At 34.5% G+C, this 15,375-nt stretch carries 5 protein-coding genes; all 5 read left to right on the top strand.

The window, feature by feature from the left end; genetic code table 11:
- The first annotated feature begins 11 nt into the window (after positions 1-11).
- Positions 12-1,373, top strand: coding sequence for a glycoside hydrolase family 43 protein (locus ACKU4N_RS14515; RefSeq protein WP_321317479.1), 1,362 nt, complete (start codon positions 12-14; stop codon positions 1,371-1,373).
- 274 nt (positions 1,374-1,647) lie between these two features.
- Positions 1,648-4,113, top strand: a complete 2,466-nt coding sequence (locus ACKU4N_RS14510) for a glycoside hydrolase family 95 protein (protein ID WP_321317477.1) — start codon at positions 1,648-1,650, stop codon at positions 4,111-4,113.
- An 889-nt stretch (positions 4,114-5,002) separates the two neighbouring features.
- Positions 5,003-6,757 (top strand): glycoside hydrolase family 43 protein, encoded by a 1,755-nt coding sequence (locus ACKU4N_RS14505; protein ID WP_321317475.1) that lies wholly within the window; start codon positions 5,003-5,005, stop codon positions 6,755-6,757.
- Positions 6,758-7,319: 562 nt separating this feature from the next.
- Positions 7,320-9,680, top strand: a complete 2,361-nt coding sequence (locus tag ACKU4N_RS14500; protein ID WP_321317473.1) for a beta-xylosidase family glycoside hydrolase — start codon at positions 7,320-7,322, stop codon at positions 9,678-9,680.
- Between the two features lie 883 nt (positions 9,681-10,563).
- Positions 10,564-14,478: a hybrid sensor histidine kinase/response regulator transcription factor gene (locus tag ACKU4N_RS14495; RefSeq protein WP_321317471.1), complete on the top strand. Its 3,915-nt coding sequence runs from the start codon at positions 10,564-10,566 to the stop codon at positions 14,476-14,478.
- The last annotated feature ends 897 nt before the right edge of the window (positions 14,479-15,375 follow it).

Raw genomic sequence — 15,375 nt, 5'->3', positions numbered from 1 at the left:
AAAACAACAGAATGAAGTATATTAATAAAATATGGGTTCTATTGGGCTTAATAATTGGTGCTGATATTGCAACGGTAAATGGGCAAAACCCCATTGTACAAACAAGTTATACGGCAGATCCTGCACCAATGGTGTATAATGGCAAGGTATATTTATATACCTCTCACGATGAAAATGAATCCAGTTGGTTTGTGATGAATGATTGGAAGCTATATACCACCGAAGATATGGTCAACTGGACCGATCATGGCTCAGTAATGTCTTACAAGGATTTTAGTTGGGCAAAAATGAACGCATGGGCAGGTCAATGCATCGAGCGAAATGGAAAATTTTTCTGGTATGTACCTATCACCAGTAAAGATGGTAAAGGCTCTATTGGTGTTGCGGTGGCAGATAGCCCTTATGGGCCATTCAAAGACCCATTAGGAAAACCACTGATTTCGAATAGCATTGCAGATATTGACCCTACTGTTTTTGTTGATGATGGTCAGGCTTATATGGTATGGGGTAACCCCGGTTGTTACTATGTGAAGTTGAATGAAGATATGGTTTCCTACGAAGGTGCAATAAAGCAGTTTCCAAATACGATTGAATCTTTTGGAAAACGCGAAGGAAATCCTGATAGGCCAACCAGCTATGAAGAAGGTCCCTGGTTGTATAAACGTAACGATTTGTATTACCTGCTTTTTGCAGCAGGTCCAATTCCTGAGCATATTGGCTATTCAATATCAAAAAGCCCTCTTGGTTCATGGAAGTATGGGGGAGTTGTAATGCCTACCCAAGGTGGTAGTTTTACCAACCATCCTGGCATTATCGATTTTAAAGGCAAAACCTATTTCTTCTATCACAATGGCGCTTTGTCTGGTGGTGGTGGTTTTACCCGTTCTGTTTGTGTTGAAGAGGTAAAGTTTAACAAAGATGGTTCAATTGTACAAATGAACATGACTGAGGGTATTAAAGAAGGGGTGCAAACACTTAACCCTTATATTATGACTCAAGCTGAAACCATGGCTTGGTCTGAAGGGGTAAAGTCTAATTGTAATGACGTAGTTGGCGTTTTTATTTCAGCAATGTGTAACGATTCTTATATCAAAGTTGCAGATGTTGATTTTCGTAAAGAAGGGGCTTCAAAATTTAGCGCTCGTGTTGGTACAACTCATAATGGGGGTGTTACAATGGAGATATGCTTGGATAGTAAGGATGGTCAGTCAATTGGAACCGTAAAAGTTCCAATAACTGGTGGCGATGACAGATGGGAGCTAAGAACTATTGATATTAAAAAGGTGTCAGGTGTTCACGATATCTATTTCGTATTTAAAGGAGATAAGACGGGTAGAATCATGTATTTCGATTACTGGCGATTCTCAAAATAAATTTATACATATGGGTTACAGAGAGTTTTTTCTGTAACCCTTTTCTTGCTGTGCAGAATCTATCCCTTTTATCGTTTAAAATGATTCATAGGTAAAAGACCAATATTTATTACCAAATACGAATTAACCGATTATGAGATAATCATTGGTACACTGGGAAAAGACCCTGCAGATGGGATACGAGCCTATCTACTATGAAAATCACAAGTTCTGTATTAAAGGTACAACCTGAACTGCGCAGGTAATTGAATATTAATTTAGTAGATGTAAACAAATGAAAAGAATTCAACCTATATTTTTATATGCTCTCATTCTATTACTTTTCGTCTCTTCGTGTAAAAAGGCACAAGAGCAGGAATTGAAGCTGTGGTACGATAAACCTGCAAAACAATGGGTAGAAGCTTTACCTATTGGAAATGGTCGTTTAGGCGCAATGGTTTTTGGCGACCCTTGTAATGAAGTTATCCAACTTAATGAAAATACGTTATGGGCAGGAGGGTCTAACCGTAACGATAATCCCGCTGCAAAAGATGCATTGGCCGAAGTACGCAAGCTTATTTTTGAAGGCAAATTTGCTGAAGCGCGTGATCTGGTCGATCAGAAAATGATTAGTAAAAAGTCTCATGGGATGTCTTATCAAACGGCAGGTAATTTAAAGCTGTCGTTTCCGGGGCATGAGAACTATACCGATTATTACAGAGAGTTGGATATCAATGATGCCATTGTAGCATCTTCCTATAAAGTGGAAGGTGTTAACTATAAAACCACTGTGTTTTCTTCCCATCCCGATGAAGTTATTATTGCAAAAATAGAAGCAGATAAATCAGGTGTCATTAATTTTTCTGCAAGTATGGACAGACCTTCCGAAGTAACTGTTTCCACAAACGGCAATGATGAACTAATAATGTCTGGCATCAGCAGCGATCAGGAGGGCATAATAGGGGAGGTAGCTTTCAATGCTAAAGTTAAGATTACTACGAAAGGCGGTTCTGTTTCTGCTGAAAACGGATTATTAACTGTAAAAGATGCCAACGAAGCAACTCTTTATATTTCCGTTGCAACCAATTTTAATAGTTATAAAGATGTAAGTGGCAACGCCGAGAAAAGGGTAAACAGATATCTCGATAAAGCAATACAAAAAGACTATGAGCAAGCTTTGATGGAGCATATTGCCGATTATCGCTCATTTTTCAACCGCGTTAAGTTAGATTTGGGGGGATCCGATTCGGTAAAGAATACAACCGATGTGCGTATAAAAGAGTTTGCCAAAGGCAACGATCCGCAATTGGTGGCTCTTTATTTTCAGTTTGGCAGATACCTGTTAATCTCTTCTTCGCGTCCTGGTACGCAACCCGCCAACTTACAAGGTATCTGGGCAGGAAACCTTTTCCCTGCCTGGGATAGTAAGTATACAGTGAATATTAATACCGAAATGAATTATTGGCCATCTGAGATTACCAATTTATCCGAAATGAACGAACCTTTGGTTAAAATGGTTCGCGAACTATCTGAAACAGGAAAACAAACTGCAAAGGATATGTATGGTGCCAGAGGCTGGGTGTTACACCATAATACGGATATCTGGCGAATTAATGGATCTATAGATGGAGCCAATTGGGGTATGTGGCCAATGGGAGGTGCCTGGTTGTCGCAACACCTGTTTGAAAAATATGCCTTTTCCGGAGATATAGACTATTTAAAATCTGTTTATCCTGTCATCAAAGACGCAGCTCTGTTCTTTGTGGATTTTCTGGTTGAAGAGCCTGTAAATAACTGGTTGGTTGTAAGTCCTTCTGTTTCACCGGAGAATACACCAATGGGGCGTTCCACCTCAATTACAGCAGGAACAACAATGGATAATCAATTGGTTTTTGATCTGTTTAAAATCGCCATAAACGCTGCTCAAATTTTGGATAAAGATCCCGAATTGGTTGACACCTTAAATCAAACCTTAAAACGTTTGCCTCCAATGCAAATTGGCAAATGGGGACAGTTACAAGAGTGGATGGAAGATTTAGATAATGCCAATGACCATCATCGTCATATATCTCATCTTTATGGCCTATATCCATCAAATCAAATTTCACCCTACCGCACCCCGGAATTATTTGATGCTGCAAAAACATCACTTCTGGCACGTGGCGATGAATCTACAGGATGGTCTATGGGATGGAAAGTTAATCTTTGGGCACGTTTGCTTGATGGCGATCATGCCTTTAAGTTAATTACAGATCAATTAAAGCCTGTTGCCGGAAATGGTGGTATGGGTGGCGGAGGTGGCACCTATCCAAATCTTTTTGATGCACATCCTCCTTTTCAGATTGATGGTAATTTTGGATGTACAGCAGGTATTGCAGAAATGCTGCTTCAAAGCCACGATGAAGCAATTCATTTGTTGCCGGCTTTGCCTGCTGTGTGGCGTAATGGAACTGTTAGTGGACTTAAAGCAAGAGGCGGGTTTGAAGTTAGTATGCAGTGGGCAGAAGGGAAACTGGTCAAAGCCGAAATTCACTCATTAAATGGCGGTTTGTGCCGTGTGCGTTCCTACATTCCATTGCGTGGAGATGGCATAAGGCAAGCTGAAGGTGAAAATACAAATGGTTTTTACCTTTTAAAAACTACACCTCAACCAATTAATAATACGAAAGAAGAGATGCAGAATAACCCGTTACAAAAAATCTATGAATACGATGTAGATACTAAACCCAATCAGGTTATCTCTTTTTACGGAATTAAATAATAGAACCTTTTGAATTAATGAAGTTAAGGTGTGTTTTATATTGATGTACCTGTACTTTCTTCAATAGAATATGGAAAACTATTAAACAAATATAAAATGGCTGCATGACCTAACTCTTTGTCCACTTTTTTGTTGCAAGTTCATTGTAATATTACTTATTAAGTTAGCCATTATGTATTTCATAGTGGCTTTTTTTATAATGCCAATTAGTATTTAATTGAAAATTGACGAAGTCAAATAATCTCTACCTGCGCAACACCAATCCATTGGGAAAGCATTATACCGGCATGTGTTGATTTCTAAATGACATAAAATAGTTGTAAAAATCAGGTTTGAAGATTTTTTTTTTTGATCTGGATAATTTGGAATATTAATCTATTTCCGGTTTTTCAAATCATCTTTTATTGTTTTTGTGTATCTAAATACATGACTAATCATTGATATGTCCCAAAATTGAAAATGTTTATCTAAGATTTAAAATCGATTTTCCTCCTATAATATAATTTCATCAAATATTAATATAGCCCAGTATTTGTTTTGCCTGGTTCAATAAAAAGGCATTCGAATAGGTCTGGTTAGCTGATAAATTATGGTATTGTAGAAGAAATATAACACCATGAATCTACGCAGAACTCGCAGCAAAATTGAACAAGTAGGTGATAGGACTATTGCAACGGGGAGTACATATATCTCAACATAAACAGGATTGAGTTTCATATTAAATTGGTATGGTAGAGCCAATGATCAGGATGAATAATTCTGATTATTAGGTGTTGGGAGAATTTAAAACATGTCAAAAACAAATGAGGAATAAAGACTATTAATTAATTGGAAGAATGTTATTGCAGTTATTCAAGAGAGTTTTTAAATAAATTAGATTAAATAAAAAATGATGAGTAGAGTTCTAAAAATAAAATTTAAGTCAACAAAATGGCCGGTGTATTTTTTGTCAGGTTGTATTGTAATGTTATTTGCTGTTAGCGCATGTGCTCAAACAAAAGCACAAAAAAATGGACCTGTGTTTAATAATTTTGTTTATCAAGGAAACGACAAGGTTTATAACGATTTTCCGTTAAAGGAGGGGGAATTCTACAACCCGATATTGCAAGGATGCTATCCAGACCCGGCTATTACAAGAAAAGGAGATGATTATTATATGGTATGTTCGTCGTTTGCCATGTTTCCGGGAGTACCAATTTTTCATTCAAAAGATCTGGTAAACTGGAAACAAATTGGTCACGTTTTGGATCGTACATCACAATTAGATGTTCATGATACCGGCATCAGTTCAGGAGTGTATGCACCTGGAATAACATATAATCCTCATAATGATACTTTTTATATGATTACTACTGCGTTTGCAGGAGGACTTGGGAATATTATAGTTAAGACCAAAGACCCAATGAAAGGGTGGAGTGATCCTATCAAACTTGATTTTGCAGGTATTGATCCTTCTATATTTTTTGATGATGATGGGAAAGGATATGTCGTGCATAATGATGCTCCCGCAAAAGGTAAGGAATTATATAATGGGCATCGGGTTATCAAAGTTTGGGAATATGATGTGGAAAATGACAAAATCATCCCTGAGTCAGACATAGTAATTGTGAATGGTGGAACTGATATTTCTAAAAGACCAATTTGGATTGAGGCTCCTCACTTATATAAAAAAGATGGCAATTATTATTTAATGTGTGCTGAAGGAGGTACCGGAGGCTGGCATAGTGAAGTAGTATTTATTGGTTCAAGTCCTAAAGGACCTTTTAATCCAGCGCCAAGTAATCCTATATTAACACAAAGATATTTTGGCAATAATAGAAATTATAAAGTTGATTGGGCTGGTCATGCAGATATTGTAAAGGGACCGGGTGATAAATATTATGGAGTATTTCTTGCCATTCGCCCTAATGAAAAGGACAGGGTAAATATTGGACGTGAAACATTTATTTTACCTGTTGATTGGTCTGGTTTGTTCCCCGTTTTTGAAAATGGACTTATACCTATGGAACCAAAATTAAAAATGCCTGAAGGTGTAACCGGGAATAGAACAGGTAAGGATGGATTTTTTCCCAATGGAAACTTTGTGTATAAGGAAGATTTCAATTCAGAAAACTTGGATGATAGATGGATAGGACTTAGAGGGCCTCGGGAAGAATTTATCTCTTTGACAAAAAAAGGGTTAGGAATTAATCCGTTTGATGTAAATATAAAAGAGCTTAAACCTACATCAACACTATTTTACCGCCAGCAGCACAATACTTTTTCCTTTTCAGCAGATATTGACTATAAACCATCTTCAGAAAAAGATTTAGCTGGAATAACATGTTTGCAAAACGAAGGTTTTAATTATGTTTTTGGAATTACTAAGAAAGAAAAAGATTATTACCTCGTACTTCAAAGGACGGAAAAAGGACAGTCAGTGGTTATTGCAAGCGAAAAAATAGACATTAAAAAACCTCTTGGATTAAAAGTTGCTGCAGATGGGGATAAATATGAGTTTTCTTATTCCATTGATGGATCTGATTTTATAAACGTTGGCGGAGTTGTTTCCGGAGATATACTTTCAACCAATAGGGCTAAAGGATTTACGGGTTGTTTATTAGGTTTGTATGCTACCGCTGCAAATGATGCTCAACCAAATTAATTAACGAGCAGTTAGCTCATAGAGTACCTGGTTAAAAATGAACAACAAAAACAAAACTATATACAGGAGCTGTGGAAGTTCTTGTATTTAGTTTAAAAACAAATCCTTTCTAAAAAGGGAAAAAGGAGTCAATTGTGTTTGATATTCAGAATAGTAAATTTTGAAAGGAACACAGTTGGCCTTTTTTTATAGTGTAATTTTGACATAAATTATTTACTCTTGTTTAGTGTCTTGAGGGAGTGGATAATTAAGATATATAATATCAATAACTATCATTTTTGTTTGTTGGATTTATTTGAAATGCGTTAATTTCTTTAAATACTATCTTAGTAATTGAAGTTAATGTATTACAACAGGATTGTTTATGTCTGATATTGAAAGTGAAATATCTTAAAATAAAATAGGCTGATTTGATTAAAGCTTAATTTAGTACAGATTAGATTCGATTGTTATAAGTATTAATAAGCTTTTCGAGGTCTTCTTAATAAATATTATAACGATCTATAAGTGAATTATTTATTTTCAATAAGGAGTGGAATATTTTTTAATTAAAAAATTTAAAATGAAGTTTATCCGTTTATACAGTAGTATCCTTTTTGTATATATCTTAATGTGTAGTCACCTTTATGCTCAGGAAAATTTGGCACATAATCCAGTGATATATGCTGACGTGCCTGATATGTCTATAGTACGAGTGGGTGATACCTATTATATGAGCAGTACTACCATGCACATGAACCCGGGAGTTCCTATTATGAAATCTACGGATCTTGTAAACTGGGAATTGGTTAACTATGCATATAATGTGTTGGAAAGTAACGATGCACTATCATTAAATAATGGAAAAAATGCGTATGGAAAAGGTTCATGGGCAAGTTGTCTTCGTTATCATAAAGGAAAATATTACGTAAGTACTTTTTCTAGTACTACGGGTAAAACACATATTTATACGACAAAAAATATTGAAAAAGGGCCATGGAAGAAGATGTCTTTCAAACCTTCGTTACATGACCATTCCCTGTTTTTTGACGATGATGACCGCATATATATGATTTATGGCAGCGGCAATATTAAAATGGTTGAATTGAATAAAAAATTAACTGGTATTATCCCGGGATCAGAAAAGGTGATTATAGAAAATGCAAGTGCACCTGCAGGAACCAATGTAGGATTACCAGCCGAAGGATCTCAATTATTCAAAATTGATGGCAAGTATTACTTGTTTCATATTACATGGCCCAAAGGAGGAATGAGAACAGTTATTGTTCATCGGGCAGATAAGATTACAGGACCTTACGAAGGTCGTGTGGCATTGCAAGATAAAGGTGTGGCTCAAGGTGGACTAATTGATACTCCGGATGGAAAATGGTTTGCCTACTTATTCCGCGATAATGGTGCTGTAGGTCGTATACCATATATGGTACCCGTTACGTGGAAAAATGGATGGCCGGTGCTCGGAGTAGATGGCAAAGTTCCTGAAATACTTCATTTACCCCTATCAAGAGGTTTAATTCCTGGTATTGTTGCATCAGATGAATTCAATAGAACCAAAAATGAGGAGAATTTGCCATTAGTTTGGCAATGGAATCATAATGAAGTGGATAATTTTTGGTCAGTAAAGGATAGGGATGGTTATTTGCGTTTAATAACCAGTAGAATCGACACTTCATTTTTAACGGCCAGAAATACTTTGACTCAACGAACCTTTGGTCCTGAATGTTCAGGATCAACTAAGTTGGATGTTTCAAATATGAAAGATGGTGATTTTGCAGGTTTGGCCTTGTTGCAAAAAAAATATGGTTTGGTTGGAGTAAAAAATGAAAATGGAGCAAAGAAATTAGTAATGGTTAGTGCTCAGACAAATAAACCAGTTGAAATTGAAAGTTTACCCTTTGAGCAGGAAATAGTTTATTTAAAAGCAGAGTGCGATTTTAAAGAACGTAAGGATTTAGCTGAGTTCTATTACAGTTTTGATGGTGAAAATTGGAAAAAAATAGGAGTTTCCTTGAAAATGGCTTACACTCTGCCTCATTTTATGGGGTATAGGTTTGGTCTTTTTAATTATGCCACAAAAATGGTTGACGGTTATGTTGATTTTGACTACTTCCATATTAGCAATACAATTTCTCCAAAAGAAGAGATGTACGTATTCCTCAGTTTGGGACAATCTAATATGGAGGGAAACGCACGATTCGAACCTCAGGATACAGTTAATGTCAACGAGCGTTTTCAAGTACTGGCAACTGTTGACTGTCCTGAATTAAACAGAAGAAAAGGTAACTGGTATACAGCAATTCCACCTCTGTGCCGCTGTCATACAGGCTTAACTCCTGTGGATTATTTTGGGCGCACTCTATTAGAAAACCTTCCGGAGAACATTAAGGTTGGTGTAATCAATGTGGCTGTTGGGGGATGTAAAATAGAACTGTTTGATAAAGATAATTATAAAACCTATGTCGAATCGTCGCCTGATTGGTTGAAAAATATGGTTAAGGATTATGACGGGAATCCGTATTTGCGTCTTGTTGAAATGGCAAAAACAGCTCAAAAAACAGGTGTAATAAAAGGCATTTTATTGCATCAGGGGGAATCAAATACAGGCGATACACTTTGGACAAAGAAAGTAAAGTTGGTGTACGATAATTTGATAGCTGATCTGAATTTAAATCCTAAAAAAGTTCCACTGATTGCAGGTGAAATGGTTAGTGCCGGCGAAGAAGGGAAGTGTGCAAGTATGAATTCAATAATAGCCACACTTCCTGAGGTGATTCCGAATTCATATATTATTTCTTCAGAAGGTTGTCCGGGTGTTAAGGATCATTTACATTTTTCGGCTCAGGGATATCGTATGTTAGGTGAACGTTATGCCGAAAGGATGTTGTTATTGTTGAAGAATACAAAAAACAGAAAAGAATTAAAATAGGATGGGTATAATATAGGTCACTGCCGAGTCTCTGTATTAGCAATGGTATGTTGTCAGCTTTTAGCAAATTTATAATCAGTTTGATTATCGGCTGTCCGGCAAATTTTAATTCATTAATTTGATCCATATTATAAAGTGTTTCTCAAAATCAAATTACAACTTTGAGAGAAATACAGTTAGAGGAAGTACCCTCTCCTTTTTTATACCAAGGTTTACAGGTAAATTTATTAACCGGTATTAGCCGGACACAAGTTAACTGTTATATCTAATTTTAGAAGAATATTATCTAACATTAAAAATAGTAATTATGCTAATAGTGTATTATTGTTTTGCAATTGGTTAATAAAACTGGCAAACCATGCTGGAATAGCACAAATGATAAATATACGCACTAAGAATATAGTTAGTGGTGGTTGTTAATTTCTTCATATAAAAACAACTTAATGTCTTGTTAGGGCATTTCTAATGTCAGATTATTTATTTGAACCATCAGGGAAAGGAGTAAACTTTATAAAGTTGCCAAAATTCTTTAAACAGGTCAATATGGTTTTGGTAGTTGAAATATGATACATGTGCTGATCTTTCTACAGGTATCTGATTGCGAAATTTAGGAAATGATAATGCTTGTGGTGAGTCTTTTTGTTTGTGCGATGGTAATTGTTATCTGAAGGATCAGTTGTGTATTTATATGTAAATTTTATTTTTGAATGAAAAGTGATGTTTGAATTAGTGTTCCTAAGTTTTTTGTATGGCAGTTGAAATTTTATAATTTAGCCCTTTATATGACTGGATAAATGTTGATGATTACCAATAAACAGTTGTAATTGAGCTCGATAAATATTTTCATAATGTACGATAACAATAACAAGAGGAAGAAAAGATTATGAGATTACGAAAATTGATATTTGTATTTTTTTTTATTTATGAATTGAGCTTTGGAGTGTTTAATGCCGTTGGTATAAATGAAGTTCAGTTTTTTAATTTGAATGAAACATATGGTTTATCTTTTCGTGAAACGAATAAGGCTTGTAGTGACGATGATGGTTTTATTTGGATTTCTTCAAAAATGGGAATTGTAAGGTATTCTCATGATGATATCAGAACTTATCAATTGCCTTTTGAAACTGTTGACATTCTAACCGTTAGCCTTGTTTATGAAAAGGCCGGACTGTATTCATATACAAATAATGGACAAATTTTTAAATATAATAAAGTCAAGGACGAATTTGAATTAGTAATTAACATATCAAAACAATTAAGAAATAATTATATCTCAATTGATGAAATGCTGGTTGACAGTTTTGGTAATTTATGGTTAGCATCTACTTTCGGTTTGTATTTTTACAATAAGGAATCTGGTTTGAAAATAGTTGGTGCGGTAGAAGCTGTACAATCCTTAGTATGGTATGATTCAAAACAATTTTTATATTCGGTAAATGGGACAATAAAGTTTTTTAATACAATTGATTTCAGCTCTGAAGTATATTATTCTTTCGCGAAACCGACAAATTATGCTGTTACTTGTTTGTATTACGATCATGGTTTAAATAGGCTGTGGATCGGCACTATGGCAGATGGATTGTTTTATCTAAAAGAAGAAAATGAACATTTCAATTTGTTGGGTACAGATAGCATCCCAAATCAGCCAATACTTGATATTGAACGTAATTCTGAATCAACTTTGTTAATTGGAATAGATGGACAAGGTTTATGGGAAATTAGCGGAGATAATGGCAATGTAATAAACATTTTTAAGGAAGATGTTGACAATTCTAGTTCATTACAAGGTAATGGAGTTTATGATATTTTTTGTGATAAGAATAAACGGGTTTGGGTATGTACTTATAGTGGTGGAGTGTCTTATTATGACCAGGAAAATTCAAACGTTACAAAAATAATTCATGTAGCCAATAATTCAAATTCTCTTGCTAACGATTGTGTTAATAGTGTTTTTGAAGATTGTGATGGAAATATTTGGTTTGCCACTAATAATGGAATCAGTTATTTGAATGTAAATAGTAATCAATGGAAAACGTACTATTATAATAATAAGGAACATGCTCAGGTATTTCTTTCCTTATGTCAAGATGAGAAAGGGCGGATATGGGCTGGATCATATTCTTCAGGCGTATATATAATTGATCCAAAAACAGGAATGGAATTAGCACATTATTCGCAGGAAGAAACAAATGTGGAATTTGCAAATAATTTTGTATTTAATATTTTAAAAGATAGTGCAGGGGATATTTGGATAGGAGGAGTACGGGGTGCCTTAATATGTTATAAATCAGCTGAAGACCGATTTGTTTCATTTAAGAATATTACAGTTAATGTAATGCGGGAATTTAATTCCGATAAATTATTGATAGGTACAACCAATAGTTTGATTTTGTTTGATAAGAATAGTGGAAGTACAGAGAGTCTTGTGGAGGGGTATCTGGTTTATGATATTTTTTTAAGGGATAACGTTGCTTGGCTTTGCACTAGTGGCGATGGGATCATTAAATACAATCTTTTAACAAAAGAGAGGGAGCAAATTTCTGTCGATTCTGGTTTGACAACAAATTTTGTAAATAGTATTGAATATTTAAATGGATTTTTTTGGATAGGAACAGAAAAAGGAATTTGCAGGTTGAATGAAAAAGATAATACGGTTGTAACTTTTAGTTCTCTGCACAATTTAAATAATGTGTCTTATAATAAAAATTCACATTTCAGACTTAGTTCTGGAAAGCTAATATGGGGAACTAATAAAGGAGCCTTAATTTTTGATCCGGATCAAATAGCATTGCAAAAATATAATGGGAAGATATTTTATCAGGAGCTTACCGTTGCTGGCCGTTCAGTTCGGGAATCATCTGACATTAAATTGGAATCTCCTTTAGATAGTCTGCAGGAACTGTTTCTTAAACATTATCAGAATACAATTAGTTTGGAATTGATTCCAATCGGAGTTACATCATCCGGTGCAAAATTTTCGTGGAAGATTGAAGGTTTAGATAAATACTGGAGCAAGCCTGGCAATAATCGTATTTTATCCTACTCTAATCTTCAGAGTGGGGAGTATACTCTTCGGGTTAGGATGTATGACAGTTCTATGACTGATATTATTGATGAGCGGTTTATTAGCTTAAAAATTATTCCGCCGTACTGGAATACATGGTGGTTTAAATTGCTGGTTTTAATTGTTATTGGGGGTTTTGCAGTTTTTATGTTTAAATATTACATTTATCGTTTGAAAAAGAATCACTCAGAAGAGAAAATTAATTTTTTTGCCAATACCGCTCATGATATAAGAACCTCATTAACCTTGATTAATGGACCTATTGAAGAATTGAACAAAGAACCTGACTTATCAGCTAAAGCATTACATTATCTTTTTCTGGCAACAGACCAAACGCATCGCTTGCTAAAAGTAGTTACTCAATTAATGGATTTTCAGAAAGTTGATGTGAGGAAAGAAAAGCCTTTTTTAGTAATGTCTGATATTGTGAAAGTAGTTGAGAATAGGGTGATGATGTTTGAATCTTATGCCAAATCAAAAAATATTGCAATAAGATTTGAATCAAATGTTTCAACTTTTGTTACTGCTTTTGATGAAGTTATGATTGAAAAAGTTGTTGATAACTTAATTTCCAATTCAGTGAAATACTCCTTTGAGAACACACCTATATTGGTTAAGCTGAATTGCACAAAGAGCAAATGGATATTAGAGGTGAAAGATAGGGGATTAGGAATTAGTAAAATTGCCCAAAAACAATTATTTAAGGAGTTTTATCGGGGCGAAAATGCCATAAACTCTAAAGTTATTGGTTCCGGTATTGGCTTATTATTAGTGAAAAATTATGTCGATCTGCACGGAGGGAAAGTTATTTGTTCAAGTCAGGAAAATATTGGATCCACTTTTCAGGTTGTACTGCCAATTATAGAAACAGATAAGTTTAAAGAAAATAAACCAATACCCAATAAAATATTAATCAATCCAGAATATATAGGCGAAGATTTGAATAAAGGATTGCTTGATGTTATCGAGCCATCTGTTGATACAAAAATGAAAGTATTGATTGTTGAGGATAATGATTATTTGCAGGAATTTTTGAAATTAGCATTAACTTCCAGTTTTCAAGTATTTTTAGCTGCTGACGGAGAGCAGGCATGGAAAATTATTATTAAAGAGTTTCCGGATTTAGTTGTCTCAGATATTCTGATGCCAAACATGAATGGCTATGAGTTATGCCGCAAAATTAAATCAACCTATGAAACTTCGCATATTCCAATTATTTTATTAACAGCTTTATCTGATAAGGCTCAACAGCTAAAGGGCTTGGGACTTGGGGCAGATGATTATATCACAAAACCTTTTGATGTTACTCTTCTTCAACAGAAAATAAGAACTATTATTCAAAATCGTGAAGTTGCGCGGGATAAGGCCTTGAAAACTATTAATCTTAATGATGAGTGTGTTCAAATATATGATAATCAGCTTAATGAACAGTTTGTTAAGCAGATGGTGGAAGTTGTTCGGGAAAATATAAGTAATTCTAATTTCTCAAAGAATGATTTTGCATCTAAAATGAATGTTAGTCCTTCATTATTGTATAAAAAAGTAAAATCTCTTACAAATCAATCACCAACAGATTTTATTAAATCCATTCGACTTGATTATTCATTGACATTATTGCAATCAAAAAAATATTCCATAACGGAAATTAGTGAGTTATCCGGGTTTGCTACTGTGGGATATTATAGTACTGTTTTTAGGAAATATTACGGAAAATCACCTTCTCAGATTTTCTGATTCGTATTTTATTGGTGATTAAAAAATATATTCACCCAAACGTCTTCGGTTTAGCTTGTATACAAATTTATATGGATATGCTTGTTAATATTTTCTTATATCGTGATTTTCCACAAAGTTTCTTTAAGTTCTACAAATGGTTATCTGAAACGACTATGTTAAAGTAATTTTTGTACCAATTTGATTTCAAAAGTATCTTAAAATAAAATAATTTTCAGCTGTATCAAGGCTAAAAAGTAAAAGAGAGTCGGGGTAGCCTGAACTGCATCTTTTTTAACGAAGATATAGCTGGAAAGAAATATTTTATGAAGCTGGTTTTGATGTTAATTAGGTATTATACTAAGCTAGAAAGGATTATTTTAAACTCAGAGTAATTGTGTTACTGCCTGAGGAAGTACGATTCCTGCTTTGTTTGACTTCATAATTCCTTTTTAAACAATAATAATGTGTGTGTGTGTGACCGCATCGACGGAACACAATTACCTGCCGATTGGTATTTCGACAAAGTCAAATATTCCCTGCCTGCACAACCCCAAATAGCTATTAATTTGTCAATTCCGATGATTCAGGACGGCATTCCTAAGCAATGATATGTTTGTTTTTTGTAAGAATATCTGAAATTGAAAATTGCATATCCAGAATTAGTAATCATTAATATTAATTGTATTTATTTTTGATTTATTAACAGTTATTAGTCTAGTACAAAAGACAATTAATTTCAATGAACTTGGAGAAATGTAAAGTGATGAAAAAGGGATTCTATATGTTTATTTGCAGCGTTGTTCTCTTATCTGGTTTATCTATAACTTTTTCAACTGGTATTTCTAAATCAGATACAAATTGCTCTGTGTTTAGATCAAATAGTTTGGTTGCTCACTTCGACTACTTCTCATATAA

The sequence above is a fragment of the Labilibaculum sp. genome, assembly GCF_963664555.1.
Lineage (GTDB): Bacteria > Bacteroidota > Bacteroidia > Bacteroidales > Marinifilaceae > Labilibaculum.
The sequence above is the reverse complement of the archived record's forward strand: the minus strand, read 5'-3'. Positions and strand labels throughout refer to the sequence as shown.

Coding starts and splice junctions, on each gene's coding strand:
- ACKU4N_RS14515 (WP_321317479.1), top strand. CDS start 12: ATGAAGTATATTAATAAAATATGGGTTCTATTGGGCTTAATAATTGGT.
- ACKU4N_RS14510 (WP_321317477.1), top strand. CDS start 1,648: ATGAAAAGAATTCAACCTATATTTTTATATGCTCTCATTCTATTACTT.
- ACKU4N_RS14505 (WP_321317475.1), top strand. CDS start 5,003: ATGATGAGTAGAGTTCTAAAAATAAAATTTAAGTCAACAAAATGGCCG.
- ACKU4N_RS14500 (WP_321317473.1), top strand. CDS start 7,320: ATGAAGTTTATCCGTTTATACAGTAGTATCCTTTTTGTATATATCTTA.
- ACKU4N_RS14495 (WP_321317471.1), top strand. CDS start 10,564: ATGAGATTACGAAAATTGATATTTGTATTTTTTTTTATTTATGAATTG.